Origin of the sequence: Pseudomonas sp. NBRC 111124 (genome assembly GCF_001320245.1) — a bacterium.
Taxonomy (GTDB): domain Bacteria; phylum Pseudomonadota; class Gammaproteobacteria; order Pseudomonadales; family Pseudomonadaceae; genus Aquipseudomonas.
In genome coordinates this window covers 1-18,256 of record NZ_BCBA01000011.1, presented here as the reverse complement: position 1 = coordinate 18,256, position 18,256 = coordinate 1, and the positions used below count along the sequence as shown (strand labels likewise).

Annotated in this window: 18 protein-coding genes, 4 tRNA genes and 1 pseudogene; 9 read left to right on the top strand and 14 right to left on the bottom strand. The window is 64.1% G+C overall.

Annotation, left to right across the window (positions count from 1 at the left end; translation table 11 throughout):
• Positions 1–18: 18 nt before the first annotated feature.
• Both APH28_RS05705 and APH28_RS05700 read right to left on the bottom strand, forming a co-directional pair.
• Positions 19–1,302 carry an arsenic transporter gene (locus tag APH28_RS05705; RefSeq protein ID WP_060508005.1) on the bottom strand — a complete coding sequence of 428 codons (1,284 nt, stop codon included), beginning with the start codon at positions 1,300–1,302 and terminating at the stop codon, positions 19–21.
• Positions 1,303–1,485: 183 nt separating this feature from the next.
• Positions 1,486–2,067 (bottom strand): biliverdin-producing heme oxygenase, encoded by a 582-nt coding sequence (locus APH28_RS05700; RefSeq protein ID WP_060508004.1) that lies wholly within the window; start codon positions 2,065–2,067, stop codon positions 1,486–1,488.
• A gap of 136 nt (positions 2,068–2,203) precedes the next feature.
• Here APH28_RS05700 and APH28_RS05695 point away from each other — a divergent pair, with 136 nt between their 5' ends.
• Positions 2,204–2,743 carry a histidine phosphatase family protein gene (locus APH28_RS05695; RefSeq protein ID WP_060508006.1) on the top strand — a complete coding sequence of 180 codons (540 nt, stop codon included), beginning with the start codon at positions 2,204–2,206 and terminating at the stop codon, positions 2,741–2,743.
• Positions 2,744–2,762: 19 nt separating this feature from the next.
• On the opposite strand, the gene APH28_RS05690 is transcribed toward APH28_RS05695, so the two are convergent.
• On the bottom strand, positions 2,763–3,548 hold the full coding sequence (locus tag APH28_RS05690) for a sulfite exporter TauE/SafE family protein (RefSeq protein WP_060508003.1): 786 nt from the start codon (positions 3,546–3,548) through the stop codon (positions 2,763–2,765).
• A 103-nt stretch (positions 3,549–3,651) separates the two neighbouring features.
• Entirely contained in the window at positions 3,652–4,263 is a 612-nt protein-coding gene (locus tag APH28_RS05685; RefSeq protein ID WP_060508002.1) for a helix-turn-helix domain-containing protein, read from the bottom strand.
• A 115-nt stretch (positions 4,264–4,378) separates the two neighbouring features.
• Here APH28_RS05685 and APH28_RS05680 point away from each other — a divergent pair, with 115 nt between their 5' ends.
• The 3 genes from APH28_RS05680 to APH28_RS05670 are packed head-to-tail and all read left to right on the top strand — an operon-like array spanning position 4,379 to position 7,030.
• The gene (locus APH28_RS05680) at positions 4,379–5,515 is read left to right on the top strand and encodes an FAD-binding oxidoreductase (RefSeq protein ID WP_060508001.1); all 1,137 of its coding nucleotides are present in this window, start codon (positions 4,379–4,381) and stop codon (positions 5,513–5,515) included.
• A gap of 12 nt (positions 5,516–5,527) precedes the next feature.
• Positions 5,528–5,905 (top strand): RidA family protein, encoded by a 378-nt coding sequence (locus APH28_RS05675; RefSeq protein ID WP_060508000.1) that lies wholly within the window; start codon positions 5,528–5,530, stop codon positions 5,903–5,905.
• Between the two features lie 60 nt (positions 5,906–5,965).
• Positions 5,966–7,030, top strand: a complete 1,065-nt coding sequence (locus APH28_RS05670) for a hypothetical protein (RefSeq protein ID WP_060507999.1) — start codon at positions 5,966–5,968, stop codon at positions 7,028–7,030.
• 43 nt (positions 7,031–7,073) lie between these two features.
• Here the strand turns inward: APH28_RS05670 and APH28_RS29430 are convergent, their stop codons facing one another.
• The 3 genes and pseudogenes from APH28_RS29430 to APH28_RS05660 form a co-directional block, all read right to left on the bottom strand.
• Positions 7,074–7,814 (bottom strand): methyl-accepting chemotaxis protein, encoded by a 741-nt coding sequence (locus APH28_RS29430; RefSeq protein ID WP_371263064.1) that lies wholly within the window; start codon positions 7,812–7,814, stop codon positions 7,074–7,076.
• A 117-nt stretch (positions 7,815–7,931) separates the two neighbouring features.
• Positions 7,932–8,960, bottom strand: a pseudogene (gene mcpA / locus APH28_RS29425) (methyl-accepting chemotaxis protein McpA); the annotation flags it as partial.
• 144 nt (positions 8,961–9,104) lie between these two features.
• Positions 9,105–9,983, bottom strand: a complete 879-nt coding sequence (locus APH28_RS05660; RefSeq protein ID WP_060507997.1) for a LysR family transcriptional regulator — start codon at positions 9,981–9,983, stop codon at positions 9,105–9,107.
• 99 nt (positions 9,984–10,082) lie between these two features.
• Between APH28_RS05660 and APH28_RS05655 the strand changes: the two genes are divergently transcribed.
• On the top strand, positions 10,083–10,511 hold the full coding sequence (locus APH28_RS05655) for a PACE efflux transporter (RefSeq protein ID WP_060507996.1): 429 nt from the start codon (positions 10,083–10,085) through the stop codon (positions 10,509–10,511).
• Positions 10,512–10,526: 15 nt separating this feature from the next.
• Here the strand turns inward: APH28_RS05655 and APH28_RS05650 are convergent, their stop codons facing one another.
• The 7 genes from APH28_RS05650 to folD form a co-directional block, all read right to left on the bottom strand.
• Entirely contained in the window at positions 10,527–11,591 is a 1,065-nt protein-coding gene (locus tag APH28_RS05650; RefSeq protein ID WP_060507995.1) for a hypothetical protein, read from the bottom strand.
• A gap of 88 nt (positions 11,592–11,679) precedes the next feature.
• Positions 11,680–12,360, bottom strand: a complete 681-nt coding sequence (locus APH28_RS05645) for a GntR family transcriptional regulator (RefSeq protein WP_060507994.1) — start codon at positions 12,358–12,360, stop codon at positions 11,680–11,682.
• Positions 12,361–12,376: 16 nt separating this feature from the next.
• Positions 12,377–13,081, bottom strand: a complete 705-nt coding sequence (locus APH28_RS05640) for a FadR/GntR family transcriptional regulator (RefSeq protein ID WP_060507993.1) — start codon at positions 13,079–13,081, stop codon at positions 12,377–12,379.
• A 44-nt stretch (positions 13,082–13,125) separates the two neighbouring features.
• On the bottom strand, positions 13,126–14,436 hold the full coding sequence (locus APH28_RS05635) for a C4-dicarboxylate transporter DctA (protein ID WP_060507992.1): 1,311 nt from the start codon (positions 14,434–14,436) through the stop codon (positions 13,126–13,128).
• A gap of 293 nt (positions 14,437–14,729) precedes the next feature.
• The gene (locus tag APH28_RS05630; protein WP_060507991.1) at positions 14,730–15,221 is read right to left on the bottom strand and encodes an Lrp/AsnC family transcriptional regulator; all 492 of its coding nucleotides are present in this window, start codon (positions 15,219–15,221) and stop codon (positions 14,730–14,732) included.
• Between the two features lie 75 nt (positions 15,222–15,296).
• Complete coding sequence (locus tag APH28_RS05625) at positions 15,297–16,361, bottom strand: ornithine cyclodeaminase (RefSeq protein ID WP_060507990.1); 1,065 nt, start codon at positions 16,359–16,361, stop codon at positions 15,297–15,299.
• 210 nt (positions 16,362–16,571) lie between these two features.
• Positions 16,572–17,426 carry a bifunctional methylenetetrahydrofolate dehydrogenase/methenyltetrahydrofolate cyclohydrolase FolD gene (gene folD / locus APH28_RS05620; RefSeq protein ID WP_060507989.1) on the bottom strand — a complete coding sequence of 285 codons (855 nt, stop codon included), beginning with the start codon at positions 17,424–17,426 and terminating at the stop codon, positions 16,572–16,574.
• 271 nt (positions 17,427–17,697) lie between these two features.
• Here folD and APH28_RS05615 point away from each other — a divergent pair.
• The 4 genes from APH28_RS05615 to APH28_RS05600 all read left to right on the top strand — a co-directional run bounded on the left by APH28_RS05615 (position 17,698) and on the right by APH28_RS05600 (position 18,146).
• Positions 17,698–17,774 (top strand) — tRNA-Arg (locus APH28_RS05615).
• A gap of 43 nt (positions 17,775–17,817) precedes the next feature.
• Positions 17,818–17,893: transfer RNA gene (locus APH28_RS05610), tRNA-His, on the top strand.
• A gap of 56 nt (positions 17,894–17,949) precedes the next feature.
• A tRNA-Leu gene (locus tag APH28_RS05605) sits at positions 17,950–18,034 on the top strand.
• Positions 18,035–18,070: 36 nt separating this feature from the next.
• Positions 18,071–18,146: transfer RNA gene (locus APH28_RS05600), tRNA-His, on the top strand.
• Positions 18,147–18,256 lie beyond the last annotated feature (110 nt).

Below are 18,256 nucleotides of genomic sequence, written 5' to 3'. Positions count from 1 at the left end.
GCAGCGGCCCCGGCGATCTCAAAGGCTCAGCCGCACTGCCAGTGCCGCCAAGGTCACCAGCAACACCGGCACCGTCAGCAGCACGCCAACCTTGAAGTAATACCCCCAGCCAATCGTCACCCCCTTGCGCGCCAGCACATGCAGCCACAACAAGGTCGCCAGGCTGCCGATCGGGGTAATCTTCGGCCCCAGGTCGCAGCCGATCACGTTTGCGTAGATCATCGCCTCGCGGACCACGCCGTGCGCCTCGCTGGCCTGGATCGACAGCGCACCGACCAGCACGCTGGGCAGGTTGTTCATCACCGAGGACAGCAGCGCGGCAATCAACCCGGTACCCAGCGAAGCGGCCCACAGGCCATGCCCGGCAAGGCCGTTCAGCACCTGGGTCAGTGAGTCGGTCAGGCCGGCATTGCGCAGCCCGTAGACCACCAGATACATGCCTAGCGAGAACACTACGATGTGCCACGGCGCCTCGCGCAGCACCCGGCGGGTGATGATCACATGGCCGCGGGCGGCCACCGCGAACAGCACCAGCGCTCCGGCAGCAGACACGGCGCTGACCGGAATGCCGAGCGGCTCCAGCACGAACAGCCCGGCCAGCAGGCCCACAAGCACTACCCAGCCGACGCGAAAGGTGGCGCGGTCGCGGATGGCCAGGGCCGGTAGCTTGAGGTCCTCGGCGGCGTATCGGGCCGGAATGTCGCGGCGAAAATACAGCCACAGCACCAGCAGCGTGGCCGCCACCGCCACCAGGTTCACCGGCATCATCACCGATGCATAGGCATTGAAACCGAGGCCGAAGTAGTCCGCCGAAACAATGTTCACCAGGTTCGACACCACCAGTGGCAGGCTGGCGGTATCGGCAATGAAGCCGGCGCCCATGACGAAGGCGAGGGTCGCGGCGGGGGAGAAGCGCAATGCCAGCAGCATCGACATGACGATCGGGGTGAGGATCAGCGCCGCCCCGTCATTGGCGAACAGGGCCGATACTGCAGCCCCCAGTAGCACCATGAAGGCGAACAGCCGGCGCCCGTCGCCACGCGCCCAGCGCGCCACATGCAGCGCCGCCCATTCGAAGAAACCCGCTTCGTCCAGCAACAGGCTGATGACGATCAGGGCGATGAAGGTGCCGGTGGCGTTCCAGATGATCGCCCACACGGTGGGGATGTCGTGCAGCGAGACCACCCCGAACAACAGCGCCAGCACGGCGCCGAGGCTGGCGCTCCAGCCGACGCCGAGGCCTTTGGGTTGCCAGATGACCAGGGTCAGGGTGAACACGAAGATCAGTGCGGCTGTGAGCATGCAGATAGGGGCCGAAGCAGTGGGAACAGTGCTGACTGTAGACGCCCTGGCGTGCTCAGGTGTTCCGCAGGGTGTTCAGCAGCCCTCAGGGCGCCCGCCGGCCTATCCGGCTGTCACTCTGGCAAACGCCTCTCGAAAGCGCAGCAACGGTGGCAAAACGCCGATATCCGCTAAAGGAAGGCGCTAATTCAAGACTTTTCGCTGGCCAAGCCACGCTTCAAAGCAGGTGAAGGTGTCGATGGCGGCCTGTACCGTGTTGGCCTGGGCCGGCCTAGCAGCCGAGGCCTGGCCAAGCCGCTCGAGGAAGCTTCGCCAGTAACTGCCAGTCAGCTCGCCGTAGACGTCGAGGAAGGCTGCACCGCTGTCGTGATCGATGCCCAGACGTTCGGCCATCGCCCGTTTGAGCACCTGGCCGCCGAGGGTCGAACCTTCCAGAACGTACATCACGCCCAGCGCGCTGGCTTCGTCGCGGATGGCCGGCAGTGCCTGGCACAGGGGCAGGGCGTCAATGTCGGCTTCGCTCAGGTCCAGGGCCAGCAGGTCGCGGGTCAAGGTCGGGGTCTTGCGGCGTTCTGACCCTTGATAGTTGCTTAGGCTGTTTTCCAGGGGAGCATGAAAACCGTAGTAGGCCTGCAGCAGTCGGCGGTAGGCAGCGCTGTCGAAGCCAGGGCTGAAGAACGGCAGGCGCGCTTCCAGCGCTTTGTGGCAGTCACGGGTGCTTTCGCGCAGGGCGAGCAGCAAGGGGCTGGGAGTAGTAGTGGGCATTGGTCGGGCTCAGCTGGCATTTCGCCTTGGAGTGGCGATGCTAACCGACGTTCCGCTTTGGCGTGACTTTAGTTGCGGTAAAAATGCGACCGGCGTGTTAAACCAGTCGGCCTGCCTTTCAGTGAAGAATACCCTGGTGAAAGCCGTACGCCTGACCCTGCTCTGCCACGCCCTGACCCAGGCCCAGAAAAACGGGCGCCTGGCGCAGCCCGACGACGGCATTTTGCCTCTGGCCGCCGAGCCGTTGGCGATCACCCCCGGCACGCAGCTGCTGGCTGCACCGGAGCGGCGTGCCACGCAGACGGCGGCGTGGCTTTCGTCGCAAGCACAGGTCGAGCCAGCGTTGGCCGATGGCGCCCTTGGCCATTGGCAGGGTCTGCCGTTCAAGCGGTTGCAGGCCGAGCAGGCGCAGGCGTTGGCGCAGTGGCTGGAAGATCCGTTCAGCGCACCCCAGGGTGGTGAGTCGTTTGCGCAGGTGTGCGAACGTGTGGGGGCATGGCTGATGGCCTTCGACAGGCCGGGTGAATGGCTGGCGGTGACTCACCCCTGGGTGATTCGCGCGGCGCTGGTGACGGTGCTGGAGTGCCCGCTGGCTGCCGCGCAGCGGATCGATGTGCTGCCGCTGTCGCGGGTCGAGTTGAGCTTTACCGGGCAGTGGCGCTTGCGTCTGGGCTGAGCAAGCGCCGGTTGCCGGGTCAGAACGCCAGCTTGTAGCCGATCAACAGCAACATGGCCGCCAGGCAAGGGCGCAACACGCGGTCGGAAATGCGCCCGGTGAGGTGGCTGCCCAGGTAGATGCCCGGCAGCGAGCCCAACAGCAGGTAGCCCAGCAGCGACCAGTCCATGTTGCCCATGCCGGCGTGGCCGATACCGGCGACCAGGGTCAGGGGCACGGCGTGGGCGATTTCGGTGCCGACCAGGCGACGGGTGGCCAGGAACGGGTAGAGCAGGAACAGCGCCACGGTGCCCAAGGCGCCGGCACCGATCGAGGTCAGGGTAACCATCACGCCCAGCACCACGCCGGTGAGCACGGTGAGGGTGTTCAGGCTGCGGTCGCTGAGGTGGTAGTGGTCACCGGCGTGACGGCTGGCGAACGCCTGCAGGCGCGACTTGAACAGGATCGCGAGGGCGGTGAGGATCAGCACCACCGCCAGGCCCTGCTTGATGATGGCGTTGAGCGCTGTGGTGTCGGTGTTCAGGGTGCTGAGGAACCACAGGGTCAGGGCAGCCGCTGGCACGCTGCCGAGGCTGAGCAGGCCGGTGATCTTCCAGTCGATGTTCTTCTGCCGGGCATGCACCCAGACGCCACTGCCCTTGGTGATGGCGGCATACAGCAGGTCGGTGCCCACGGCAGTGGCCGGGTTGATGCCGAACCACAGCAGGATCGGGGTCATCAGCGAGCCGCCACCGACGCCGGTCATGCCGACGATGAAACCTACAACCAGTCCAGCAATGGTGAAACCGAAAGAACCTACATCCATACCCTACTCGACTGCCCAGCTTTGCCCGTTATCGGATGGGTGCCAGCATATAGGGAGTTTTTATAGCCAAATAGACTTGTTCGTTATTAGGTTATAACCGGCGTCAACGATCGGTCATCACCACCATCACATGGGCATCCCCGCCATCTTCGCTCTCAGAGAGGTAGATGTGCCCCACCTGGCTGTCGAAGTAGGCCGTTTCCTGGGGGCCGATGCTGACGGCCTCGCCGGTCTCGAATTCGATGCGCACCCGGCCGCTGAGCACCACCGCGAACTCCTGGCCCGGATGGCGGATAAAATCGTCGAACTGGCCGCGTTCGCGAGCAATGATGCGGGCGTAAGCGGGGGTCATGCGCCGCTCAGGAAAGGCGCCGGCGATCGGGTGGTAATCGTAGGTGCCGGTGGAATATCCCGCTGCGGCGGGCAGCGAGTCGATCACCACGGTTACCGGCGCTGCCACGTTTTCTGCCACCGGGCCGCTGGCGCGGAACAGGTGGGCAATGTCGACTTCCAGGGCGCGGGCGGCGGCGGCCAGTTTTTCGTAGCTCACCGAAACCTGCGCCAGCTCCATCTTCGACAAGGTCGACACCGGCACGCCACTGAGCTCGGACAATTGCTTGAGGGTCAACTGGCGTGCCTTGCGCACCTGGCGCAGGCGCCCGCCGACTTCGGCGCGGTCGAGCAAGGGCAGGGCAGCAGGGCGGGCATCAGGCATTCGCGGGTCTCGGCATCCGTCGTGGATCGCGCATCTTACCCTGCGCGCTTGCATGTTTCGAAATTCTCATATATTAGAATTCTCATAAATGATAATTCGCGCAGCAGGAGCGTGCATGACCCAGATCTACGACACCCTGATCATCGGCGCCGGTATCGCTGGTGCTTCACTGGGCTATCGCCTGGCCGGTGATCGCCGCGTGCTGTTGCTCGAACGCGAAGCGCAACCGGGCTACCACTCGACCGGACGCTCGGCGGCGATGTTCATGGAAGCCTACGGTACCCCGCAGATCCAGGCCCTGACCCGTGCCAGCCGGGCCTTCTACGAAGCGCCGCCAGCCGGCTTCTGCGAGCACCCGCTGCTCGAGCCGCGTGGCTGCCTGTATGTCGCCAGCCTTGAACAGCGCGAACTGCTCGAGCACACCCATGCGCAGAACCTGGCCAATGGTACTGCCGTCAGCCTGCTTGACCGCGATGCGGCGCTGGCGCTGGTGCCCAGCCTGAACGCTGACAGCCTCGCCGGCGCGGTGCATGAGCCGGGCGCCATGGACCTCGACGTGCACGCCCTGCACCAGGGCTTCCTGCGGGGCTACCGTGCCGCTGGCGGTGAATTGCGCTGCAACGCCGAGCTGCAGCGGGCCTGGTACCTCGATGACCTGTGGCAGGTGGAGTTGGCCGATGGCAGCCATGTGCAGGCGTACACCTTGGTCAATGCCGCCGGTGCCTGGGCTGACCGGGTGGCCGAGCAGTGTGGCGTGGCCCGCGTCGGCCTGCAGCCGTGCCGGCGCAGCGCGTTCACCTTCCCCGGCCCGGCCGACCAGGACTTTGCGCATTGGCCGGCAGTGATCGGTGTCGACGAAAGTTTCTACTTCAAGCCCGACGCCGGCCAGCTGCTCGGCTCGCCGGCCAATGCCGACCCGGTCGAACCCCAGGATGCCGCGCCCGAGGAGTTCGATATCGCCCTGGGCATCTACAACATCGAAGCGATGACGTCGCTGTCCATCCGCCGCCCCAGCCACACGTGGGCGGGCTTGCGCTCGTTCGTCGCCGACGGCGACCTGGTGATCGGCTTCGACCCTGGTATGCCGGCGTTCTTCTGGCTGGCGGCGCAGGGTGGCTATGGTATCCAGTCGGCTGCCGGTGCTTCGCGCCTGGCCGCCGATCTGCTGCTCGGCCAACCCCTGTGCCCGAGCTTGACCGCCCAGGGGGTAGCGCCCGAGCGCCTGTCCCCGGCACGTTTTCAACACCCCTGAAAGGAGTTTGTCATGAGCAATCAGATTCAGCGTTTCCCTAGCACCTTGCCGTTCCCGTTTTCCCGCGCCGTGAAGGCGGGCGGTTTCCTGTTCCTGTCGGGCCAGGTACCGATGAACCCCGCCGGCGAGGTGGTGCGCGGCGACATCCAGGCCCAGACCCGTGCCGCCTGCGAGCGCATCGCCGAGAGCCTGGCGGCGTGCGAGGCGCGCTTCGACCAGGTGGTCAAGGTGACGGTATGGCTGTCGTCGATGGATCACTTCGCCGGTTTCAACGAGGTTTACAAAGAATACTTCGGCGCCGCGCTGCCGGTGCGTTCGACCGTGGCGTCGGCATTGGCGCTGGGCGTGGATGTGGAGATCGAAGTGCAGGCGTTCGTCGGCGAAGGCTGAACCAGCCGCGGTTCGCATGCACGCCCTGTGGGGCCACAACAACAATAATCAGAGGTTCACATGCAAGAGCAACTGAAGATCGCCGGGGCCTTCGTCGGCGTGATCGTGGGGGCGGGCTTTGCGTCCGGGCGGGAACTGTTGTTGTTCTTCGTCGATTTCGGCCTCTGGGGGCTGCTTGGCGCGCTGGTCAGCGCGGCGCTGTTCACCTTCCTCGGCATGGCCCTGGCCGGGTTGGGCAATCGCCAGCGTGCCACTTCGCACAAGGATGTGATCCAGGCCATCTGCGGGCGTCATCTGGGCTTGTTCGTCGACTGGCTGATCACCTTCTTCATGTTCGCGGTGACCGTGGTCATGCTGGCCGGTGGCGGTGCCTTGCTGGAGCAGCAGTTCGCCATCCCGGCGCTGACCGGCAGCGTGCTGGTGACCTTGCTGGTGGTGGGTATCGTGTGCCTGGACGTGCGCAAGGTCATCGTCGCCATCGGTGCCATCACCCCGTTGCTGATCCTGGTGGCGTCGGCGATTGCCCTGTACGCGGTGTTTACCCGCGGGCAGAGCCTCGCCGCGCTCGACCAGCTGGCCAGCCAGCAGCAGGCGGGCACCCGACACTGGTTGCTCGGGGCGTTTTTGTACGTGTCCTACAACATCGTTGCCGGGGCGCCGATTCTGGCGATTCTCGGCGGTTCGGCCAAGGGCGAGAAAGCCGCGGTGTGGGGCGGCCTGCTCGGCGGCGCGGCGCTGGGCGGGTTGATGCTGGTGATGAGTGCCGGGCTGCTGTCGCGCCTGGACAGCGTTGCCGACTTGCCGATGCCGATGCTGTCGATTGCCAATGAGGTGTCGCCGCTGCTGGGCCTGGTGATGTGCCTGATCATCTTCGGCATGATCGTCAACACCGCGGTTGGCACCTTGTTCTCGTTCCTGTCGCGGCTGTTGCCGGCGGGCACAGCGAAGTTCCGCTGGGGCTCGGTGGTGACCGGGGCGGTGGCGTTTGTCTGCAGCCTGGTGGGGTTCATCAGCCTGGTGGGTGAGGTGTATCCGCTGTTCGGCTACCTGGGCTTTGTGCTGATGGCGGCGGTGTTGCTGGCCTGGGTACGGCGGGACCGCAGCGCCAAGGCGGTCGTCGCCTAGCGCGCAAGCCCCTCGTCGGCCCGGGCCGACGAGGGGCGTTGCATCAGATGCGGAAGCTGCCCACCAGCTGCTTCAGGCGCCCGGCCTGCTGAGCCAGAGCATCGCAATGCTGCAAGGTCTGGTTGAGGTTTTCCACCCCTTGCTGGTTCAGCGCGTTGATCTGGGTGATGTCCAGGTTCAGGCTTTCGACCACCGCGGTCTGCTCCTCGGTAGCCGTGGCCACCGACTGGTTCATGCCGTCGATTTCACCGATGCGCTGGGTCACGCTGGCCAGACGTTCGCCGGCCTGGTTGGCCACCTGCACAGTCTGTTCGCTCGATACCTGGCTGGTGTTCATGGTGTGCACCGCTTCGCGCGAGCCCACCTGCAGGCTGGTGATCATGCGGTGGATCTCTTCGGCCGATTCCTGGGTGCGGTGTGCCAGGTTGCGCACCTCATCGGCGACCACGGCAAAGCCGCGCCCGGCTTCCCCGGCGCGGGCGGCCTCGATGGCAGCGTTGAGTGCCAGCAGGTTGGTCTGCTGGGAGATGCCCTTGATCACGTCGAGGATCTTGCCGATCTCGTCGGTGCTGGCATTGAGGGTTTCGATCTGTTCGCACGACTCGCTGATGCGCTGCGACAGCGCGGTCATGGCGCTGATCGCCTGCTCGACCACTTCACGGCCGCCATGGGCCTGTTCGCTGGCGCCGCTGGCGTGCTGCGAGGCGTCGGCCGCATTGCGGGCGATCTCCTGGGTCGCGGCACCCAGCTGGTTGATCGCCGCCGCCACGCTGTTGGTGCGCATGCTCTGCTCTTCGGAGCCGGTGATCGAAGCGTTGGAGGCGTTGACCACTTTTTCCGAGAGGTCGTGCACCAGGCGGGTGGCCGAGGACACTTCGCTGATCGAGGTGTGGATGCGTTCGACAAAGCGGTTGAATGAGGTGGCCAGTTCGCCGAATTCGTCCTTGTGCTGCACATCGAGGCGGCGGGTCAGGTCGCCTTCACCTTCGGCGATGTCGCGCATGGCGCGGCCCATGGTGGTCAGCGGGCGCATCAGCACCGGGATCAGCAGGCCGAGCAGCACGGCGATGGCGGCCACGGCGATGAGCATGGCAATGATCGCTGAGGTACGGAACTGGCTGAGCGCGGCGTAGGCCTTGTCCTTGTCGATTGACAGGCCGATGTACCACTGTGCCGACGGCAGGTCGGCGACCGGGGCGAACGAGATCAGCCGGTCCTCGCCGTTGAGGGTGACGTCCTGCATACCGGCGCTCACCCGCAGGCCGCTGCTGGGGTAGATGTCCTTGAGGTTTTTCATCACCTGGTCTTTGTCCGGGCTGACGATCACCTGGCCGCTGCTATCGGCGAGGAAGGCGTGGCCAATGCCGCCGAAGTCGACCGAGTTGATGATCTCGACCAGGGTGTCGAGGGTCAGGTCGCCGCCGACCACGCCCATCAGCTCGCCGTTGCGCTTGCTTTTCACCGGTACTGCGATGGTCACCATCAGGCCACCGACGGCGCCCTGATAGGGGGCGGTGAGCACGGTCTGGCCAGCGCTGGCCGCGCTGCTGTACCACGGCCGCTGGCGGGGGTCATAGCCGGCCGGCATTTGCGTGTCAGGGCGCTGGGTGAATGTGCCGTTGGCCTGGCCCAGGTAGGTGAAAAGGAAATTTCGCGTGTAGGAAGGCTGCTCGATCAGCCCGCCCAGGGTCTCTCCTGCCCCTTGCTCGGCAATGTCCTGCGCCAGGTTTTCCAGCACCAGAATGCGTCCGCTCATCCAGTTCTGCACGCTGCTGGCGGTCAATGCGCCGGCCTGTTGCACGGAAGATTCGATGTTCTGGCGAAGGGTGTTGCGTTGCAGATAATCGTTGTAGAGCGTGAACAGCGCAAAGGCCAGCACCACGACACCGCAGGCGCTGAGGAGGATTTTGTGGCGAAATTTCAGGTTCATGTTTCGAGACCTTGAGCCAAGAATGGGAAGGGCGCCGCGTGCTTGTGGCGAAAAGGCGAGTCCTGTCCTACGTGGTATCGGCGCGCTTGGTAAAAGGTTGAAACAACTGGCTATTTACTTGGCACGCTGACGACGGACGGTGGGCTAGCCAGCGGCCAGCAGCTCGATCAGCAGCCGAGCGCCCTGGCGCAATGGTTGCTGCTTGCGCCAGAACACATGTATTGGCAGCTGCAGTTCGTTGCGGGTATTGCCAAATTCCAGGCGCACCAGGCGTCCGGCTGTGACCAGCGGCGCGACCCGAGCCAGTGGCAGGTCACCCCAGCCAAGGCCGGCTTCGACCATCTGCAAAGCCAGGTCGAAACTGTCGGTGGACCAATGCGTGGCTCCTATCAGCGGGCGTGGGTCGAGCAGTGGCAGGTCGCGGCTGCGGACCAGGATCTGACGCACATTAACCAGGTCTTCGAGGTTATGGATACGGCCTTCGAGCAGTGCCGGGTGGGTGGGCGACAAGGTGGCTACCAGCGATTCAATGCCGATGTGCTGGAAACTGCGACGGGCATCGACCTGCAAGCCGGCAAAAGCCAGGCACAGGTCGGCGCGGCCGCTGTCGAGCAGGTGCAGGGCCTCTTCCTGAGGGGCGCTGTGCAGCTGGATGTCGAGCAGCGGGTAGCGTGCGCCGAGGCTGGCAATGGCTGCCAGCAGTGGGCGATGGTCGATATCGGGGACCACGGCGAGGGTCAGGCTGCTTTCCAGCCCCTGCGACAGCTCGAGCGCGTGCACTTGCAGCAAGCCCAGCTGATCGGCGATCAACCGCGCATGGGGTTCCAGGGCCAGGGCTTGGGCGGTGGCGCGGACCTCACGCGGGCCACGTTCGAACAGGGTGTAGCCCAGTTCGGCTTCAAGGTTGCCGATGGCCATGCTGACCGCCGAAGGCACCTTTTGCAGGGCGCGGGCAGCAGCGGAAAACGAGCCGCGGTCGAGCACGGCGAGAAACAGCTGGATGTTGTCGCTGGAAAAGTTCATGGCAGCCTCCTGTCAGCCAATCTGAAAGCTGCTGACTTTTCCTGTCAAGTGGATTGAATCATCCTTGCGCCCTCGCATTTCAGAGACATGAGGTAACCCGTGCAAGGCGTCAAACGCAAACTGGTCTATGTGACCGCCTATGAACTGATCGGCCTATGCATGTCGACCCTGGGGCTGGCCTACCTGTCGGACACCCAGGCTTCGCACACTGGGCCGCTGGCAGTGATGATCACCACCATCGCCATGCTCTGGAACCTGATCTACAACAGCCTGTTCGAGTGGTGGGAGAGCCGCCAGGCCAAGCGTGGGCGCAGCGTTGCGCGACGGGTGGCACATGCCGTGGGCTTCCAGCTGACCTTGGTGGTGTACCTGATTCCGCTGATCGCCTGGTGGCTGGACATGAGCTTGGTGGAGGCGTTTCTGGTGGACCTGGCATTCATCATTCTGATCCCGTGCTACACCTTCGCCTACAACTGGGCGTTCGACCGGATCTTTGGCTTGCCGACTTCGGCCATGGCCACTGCCTGAGGCTGGCAAAGTGGCTCAAGGCAGGCGAATCAGCAACGGTTCCTGTTGTGCCGGCGCTTGTCGCTGTTGCGCCTGCTGCTCCATGGAAGGCTGCGGCGCGGTAGCCAGCAGGCTGTCTTCGACCTGCCCCGACAGGTAGTACACCCCGGCCAGCGCGCCGCTCTGGCGGTTCTCCATCAGCTCCTGCCATTCCTGATTGAGCGCGACGTTGAGGATGACCCGCAGCTGCTCGACCATCTCCGGCTGGTCACGGTTGTGGGTCATGATCCCGTAGCCGGTCGCCGCAATCGAAATCATCGCCCCGGCCACCTTGCCCACGGCGCTGGCTACTGCGCTGGCGACGCCGCGTGGCGCCAGGGTGGCACCGAGTTTTTCGCTGGCATTGGTCGCTACCGACGACAAGCCCACGTCGGTTTTCCCTGGGCCTTTGCTGGCCAGTTTGTGCAAGTGCTCGCGCAACGCCAGCCACGCAGGTTGCTGGTCCAGCGACTTGGCCCGCAACAATTGATAAAGCGTGGCATTGCGGGCGGACGGCGGCCCCAGATTGATCGCCGGGATGCGGTTCAGGCGCTGGCTGAATGCTTCGGGCGCGGCGTTGTAGCGCTGGATGATGGCCGGCAGTTGCTGGCCGAGCAGTTGCACGTACAGCTCGCAGGCGCGATCGCGAATGCCTTCGGGGTTGATCTGCTCGGCCACCGGTTCGATCACCCGTTCGTGGTACTGCTCCTGCAGGTACAGCGCCAGGCGCTTCTCAGCAGGCTCGCGGCCTTCGCCGCTGTCGAGCTTGTACCAGGCCACCTTCATGGTCAGCCATTGCTGGGTCCAGTAGCCGGTGAACCAGGGGATGAAGTCCTGTTCGGTACGTTGCTGCACCTGTTCCTTCCATACCCGCATCGAGCGCCGCGCATAGTCGTTGGCAGAGCCGGCGGCGCCAACCGACGCTTCGATCAGTTCCTGGTCGATGCGTTGCCAGGCGGCGGGGTTCAGAACCGCTGGAGGGCGCGGGGGAGGCGAGCGTTTGCTGGCGCAGCCGGCGATGGCCAGCAAAAGGCATAGCAGAATCAGGAGTCGTCGGCTCACTCGGCTGCCTCCCGGAGGGTAGAGGCTGGGTGGTCATCCGAGTATAGGGCGGTGCCAAGAGGGCTGCCGTGCAGCCCATCGGCCCTGGTCAGTCGAGGTCGAGCTTGTCTTCCAGGCGGTCGAGGTGATCATGCATCAACGCCAGCGCCGCCCCCGCATCACCGGCTTCGACGGCATCGATGATCGCCGCATGTTCTTCCCATGCACAGTGGTCACAGCAGGGCGATTCATAACGAGCGATGATCAACGAGGTCATCGGCACCAGGCCGTTGAGAAACCGCGCCAGCGGCGCATTGGCCGCGACTTGGGCGAGCTTGAGGTGAAACTCGCCCCCCAGGCGGATAGCGGCGCAGCGTTCGCCGCGTTCATGGTGCACGCGCTCGCGCTCGACCAGCTGGCGCAGCTGGCGAATCTGCGCGGGCCGGGCGCGCTGGGCGGCCAGGCTGATCAGGGTGGTTTCAGCGAGGCGTCGGGCGCTGAGTACTTGTCGCGCCTGCTCAGGGTCGGGGGCGGCCAGGTGGGCGGTGTGGCTGGGACGTTGCACCACCACTTGCTGGTCCGACAGGCGCCCGAGCACACGGCGGATCACCGTACGGCTGACCCCGAAGGCATTGCCCAGGGCCTGTTCGGGCAACAGGCTGCCTGGTGGCAGGCGCTGCTCGAGGATCGCGTCGAACAGGCGCGGGTAGATCTGCTCGGCCGACAGGCGGGTTTCGCCAGCGGCAAGCAGGGCAGGCAGGCGGGGGGCGGCGTGTGCGCAGGCGGTCATGGTCGCTCTCCTGGGGTCATTGGCCGGGCTGGTCGTCCGGGATATTGAGTTGAATGCCCATGCGCTCGCCTTCGGCGAGGATGTGCTGGCGCATCTGGGCGCTGGCTTGGGCGCTGTTGCGCTCGCGAACGGCGCGCACCACGGCTTCGTTTTCCTTGAGCCGCGCGGCCAGGTGCTCGGGCGAATTGCGCAGCATGCTGGCGCTCTGCTTGAGGGCATTGCCGGTCTGCTGCACCACGCTCTGGAAGATCGGGTTGGTGGTCAGGGCAAACAGTGCCTCGTGAAAGGCGATGTAGGCCTTGACCCCGGCTTCACTGTCATTGGCTTCCAGGGCTTCGCGCATGTCCATCAGGGTCAGACGCAGCTGGCCGATATCCTGGTTGTTGGCCGACTGCGCGACCAGGCCGACGATGAACGGCTCCAAGGTGTAGCGCAGCTCCAGCACGTCGGCGAGGCTGGCTGCAGCAGCGTTTTCGCTGGGCGGGTCCTGGGGCGCGGCCTCGGCATCGAGCACCAGCACGCCTTTGCCTGGCAGTGCACGCACCAGGCCCAGGGTTTCCAGCACGGTCACCGCTTCGCGCAGGCTGGGGCGGCTGATGCCCAGTTGTTCGGCCAGTTCACGCTGGCCGGGCAGCATGTCGCCGGAGCGCCACTGGCCGCGGGCCAAGGCCTGGCGCAGTTTTGCCACCACTGAATTGACGACGGTCGATGAACTGATCACGGTTCGCTCCTGGAAGGGCCGGCGTCAGCGCCGGCCACATTCACTCAGAATTCCTGTTGATGGGGGTTGGCTGGCTTGCGTGGCGCTGGGGCGAAGCCGGGTTTGCCATCGAGCACGTTCTGCGCACGTTCCAGGTCGATGTCCTTTTCCCAGCGGGCGATGGCCACGGTGGCCACGCAATTGCCGATCAGGTTGGTCAGCGCCCGGCCAATGCCCATGAACCAGTCCACCGCCAGCACCAGCACCAGGCCTACCACCGGGATCGCCGGCACGGCAGTCAAGGTCGCGGCGAGGATCACCAGCGCCGAGCCTGGGATGCCGTGAGCCCCCTTAGAAGTCACCAGCGACACCAGCAGAATGGTCAGCAGGTCGGTCATTTCCAACGGCGTGCCGGTGGCGTTGGCAATGAACACGATGGCCAGGGTCAGGTAGATGGAGAAACCGTCGAGGTTGAACGAGTAGCCGGTCGGGATTACCAGGCCGACAGTGGAGCTGCCGATACCCAGGTGCTCCAGCTTGCGCATGATCTGCGGCAGCACGGCGTCGGACGAAGCAGTGCCGAGGACGATGGTCAGCTCTTCACGCAAGTACTTGATGAAGGGCAGCAGTTTCAGGCCCGACACGCGCATCACGGTACCCAGGACGATCAGCACGAAACCGGCGCAGGTCAGGTAGAACAGTGCCACCAGGCCGCCCAGGTGCTGCAGCGATTCCAGGCCGTACTTGCTAGTGGTGAAGGCGATGGCACCGAACACGCCGATCGGCGCCAGGCGCACGATCATGCCCATGATGCGGAAGATGACGTGGCTCAGTTCGTTGATCAGCCGCGAGATGCCGGCCGCCGATTCGCCCACCAGGTTCAGGGCGCTGCCGAACAGCACCGAGAACAGCAGCACCTGGAGAATGTTGTTGTCAGCGAAGGCACCTACCACCGAAGTCGGGATCAGGTCCATGAAAAACGCCGTGGCGCCATGAATGTGCTGGCCGCGCTCGGCCAGGCTGCTGGCGTCGGCACTGGACAGCTGGTCGAGGTGGATGTTGGCGCCGCTGCCGATGCCGCTGCTGAAAGCGAACACCAGGCCGATGACCAGGGCGATGGTGGTCAGCACTTCGAAGTAGATCACCGATTTCAGGCCGATACGCCCGACCTTCTTCAGGTCGCCGGCACCGGAAATACCACTGACTACCACGCAGAACACGATCAGGCCGATGAGCATCTTGATCAGCTTGATGAAACCGTCGCCGAGGGGTTTGAGCTGCAGGGAAAGGTCGGGGAAGCTGAGGCCGCAGGCGATGCCGAGGGCAAGGCCCAGCACGACTTGCAGGAAGATCGAACGCGAGCACCATTTGAGCATGGGAGGGATCTCAGATCGGTGTCCTTGCTTCGGTGCCGCACGGGGCGAAAGAGCGCAGGACTTAATTATTGTGGTCTTACCGGTTTGTTCAGCGCGGAATCATAAAACCGCGAAAAATCCGACATTGCAAGGGATTTTGGCCTTACCGGTCTGACCAGTTGTGGGGCATTTACGCTGGCTGGGCTCTAGTTCGGTGCATGGGGGGCTGAAGCGGCCCCTTCGCGGAGGGTGAATCAGGGCGTTGACCAACGTGAAGGCGTCTTTGCAATCCGCTTGCCAGGCGCTGAGGGCGGTTACAGCCCCAATGGCGGGGCCGTGTGCTTGATCGCTGCCAGCTCCGGATGCGCCACCAGCTTGTCGATGTGCAGCGCGTCGTCATTCATCCAGCTTTCGCTGAGCACTCGGTAGTGCTCCATGTCGCGGCAGCGCAGGCGCAGGCTGTAGTCGAAGTGGCCGCTGATCAGTTGGCATTCATAGACCTGCGGGCAAGCCAGCATGGTGGCTTCGAAAGCTTTTTGCGCAGCGCGGCCGCTCTGGTTGGACAGGGCCACCAGCACCAGCAGCGACAGGCCCGGGGCGAGCTTCTGCAGGTCGATGATCGCGCCGTAGCCGCGGATTACGCCGCGCCGCTCCAGTTTGCGCACACGTTCCAGGCAGGGGCGAGGTGTAAGGTGGACCAGGGTCGAGAGCTTTTCGAAGGTGATGCGACCGTCGTGGCGCAGCACCTCGATAATAGCCTCATCGATGCGGTCCAGAGGTTGGGCATTGGCGTCCTTGGTGTCCATGCGCAGGGCTTCTTTGAAAAGTGGGCATGGACAGGGTAGGCGTAATCCGGGGCCGCTGCGCGGCCCCAAGGTTGATCAGGCGCAGGCAGTGTCTGCTTTGCGCATCGCGTGCACGCCGACCACGCGCGGTTGCAGCAACGAATACAAGTCCTTCGGGTCCTCAAGCTTCGGTACCAGCGCGATGTCCTGACCAATGCCCAGCATGCGTGCGGTGTCCAGCACATAACGCAAGGCCGAGTAGTCCTCCAGGGCAAAGCCGACCGAGTCGAACAGGGTCACTTGCCCTGCATTCTCGCGGCCTCGAACATGCCCCGCGACCACCTGCCAGAATTCGATCACTGGCGAATCTTCAGGCATCTGTTGTACCTCGCCCTCGACACGGCTCTGCGGCTCGTATTCGACGATCACCCGCGCCCGCTCGACGATGTCACGGTGCAGCTCAGTCTTGCCTGGGCAATCTCCCCCCACCGCGTTCAGGTGCATGCCTGGCTCGATCATCTCCGGGGTGAGGATGGTGGCATAGGCTTTGTCGGCAGTAACGGTGGTGACGATATCGGCGCCGCGCACCGCTTCGGCAACGGAGCTGGCGACGATCAGCTTCAGGCCGGGGCGGCCAGCCAGGTTGGCTACCAGCTTGGCCGTGGCCGCGGGGTCGATGTCGTACAGGCGGATCTCGTCGACGCCCAGCAGGGTATTGAAGGCGATGGCCTGGAACTCGCTCTGCGAGCCGTTGCCGATCAGCGCCATGCAGCGGCTGTCTTCCCGTGCCAGGTAGCGGGCCGCCAGCGCCGAGGTGGCGGCAGTACGGATCGCCGTGGTCAGGGTCATTTCGCTGAGCAGCAGCGGCGTGCCGGTGTCGACATCGGCCAAGGTGCCAAAGGCCATCACTGTGGGCAGGCCATGCTGAGTGTTTTTCGGGTGCCCGTTGACGTACTTGAAGGCGTACAGGCTGGCATCGGACACCGGCATCAGCTCGATGACCCCACCGGGCGAGTGGTTGGCCACCCGTGCACACTTCTCGAAGGCCTGCCAGCGCAGGTAGTCCTGGCGGATGTACTCGGCCATTTCCACCAGGCAGGTGGGCAGGCCTTTGCGGTTGACCAGGCGGGCGAAGTCTTGCACATCGATATAGCGGGTCATGACAGGTCTCCTTGCGGCGACGCCTCCAGTGTGGGCTCTGGATATATTGTCGGGCACGGAGCGGGGCGATACTGGCTGAAGCGGGGGAGGCTGGCAGCGGGGGTGGCTGATTTTGCACAGCTGGCAGCCGAATCGGCTGCGCTCAGTGGCTTAACCACTGGCACAAAAAAACGGCACCTGCCAGAGGTGCCGTTTTCAGGTCACGCAGTATTACTTGTGCAGCTCTTCGGCCGCATACAGCGTGTTCTCCAGCAGGCAGGCACGGGTCATCGGCCCGACGCCGCCTGGAACCGGCGTGATCCAGCCGGCGCGCGGCAGGGCGGTCTCATAGACTACGTCGCCAACCAGCTTGCCGTCCTCCTGGCGGTTGATACCGACGTCGATGACGATGGCGCCTTCCTTGATCCACTCGCCCTTGACCAGGCCCGGTTTGCCGGCGGCCACGACCACCAGATCAGCGCGGCCAACGTGGCCGGCCAGGTCCTTGGTGAAGCGGTGGCAAACGGTCACGGTGCAACCACCCAGCAGCAGCTCCATGGCCATTGGGCGGCCGACGATGTTGGAAGCGCCGACGATGACCGCGTTCATGCCGTACAGGTCCTGCCCCGTGCTTTCGAGCAGGGTCATGATGCCTTTTGGCGTGCACGGGCGCAGCAGCGGGATGCGCTGGGCCAAGCGGCCGATGTTGTAGGGGTGGAAGCCGTCGACGTCTTTGTCGGGGCGGATGCGCTCGAGCAGCAGCGAGGCATCCAGGTGTGCCGGCAGCGGCAGCTGCAGCAGGATGCCGTCGACGGCCGGGTCGTCGTTGAGGCGGTCGATCAGCTCGGTCAACGCTTTCTGCGTGGTCTCGCTGGGCAGGTCGAATGCCTGGGAAATGAAGCCGACCTCTTCGCAGTCCTTGCGCTTGTGCGAGACATAGACTTGGGAGGCGGGGTCGGTGCCGACCAGGATCACCGCCAGGCCCGGCGTGCGCAGGCCTTGCTGGCGACGCTCCTCGACACGTTGAGCGATCTGCTTGCGCAGGTTGGCGGCGATCGCCTTGCCATCGATTAGGTGTGCAGTCATAGACGCGTGATTAACCATCGAGAAAGGAACAATAAAGAGGGCGCATTCTCGCACGACATCGCCCAAGGTCAAAGGCGGGTGGTCGGGCAAATCCTCTAACCCCTTAAATAATTTAAATTTTTTGGAGAAAGGTGTTGACGACCTGGGGGCTCGCCTATAAGATTCGCCGCACTTGTCGGGCACAGCCTAGCACTGGTTGGCGAGGTCGGGCAGAATGAGTGGTTTAGCAGTTACGCTGCTAGCGTCTTGTTCGGTTAGGCTTCACGCTTAAGCGCCCGTAGCTCAGCTGGATAGAGCATCCGCCTTCTAAGCGGATGGTCGCAGGTTCGAGTCCTGCCGGGTGCGCCATTTAGGCAGCTTGGGCAAGCAAGTAAGGCTGTAATGCAATATGGTGGGCGTAGCTCAGTTGGTAGAGCGCTGGATTGTGATTCCAGTTGTCGTGGGTTCGATTCCCATCGTCCACCCCATATTCGACGAAGGCGCCTGTGATTGAATGATCTGGCGCCTTTGTTTTAAGCGTTACGCGGACGTGGTGAAATTGGTAGACACACTGGATTTAGGTTCCAGCGGCGCAAGCTGTAAGAGTTCGAGTCTCTTCGTCCGCACCATGCTTCTGTAAGGTTGTATCGCAACACCGCAAGATGGTGGGCGTAGCTCAGTTGGTAGAGCGCTGGATTGTGATTCCAGTTGTCGTGGGTTCGATTCCCATCGTCCACCCCATATATTATGAAGGCGCCTTGATCGTGAGATCGGGCGCCTTTGTTGTTTCTGGGGTGTAGGCCTTGAGGGTTGTGGTGGCTGTGAGATCGAGCGCCGCCCGCGCGGCGCTT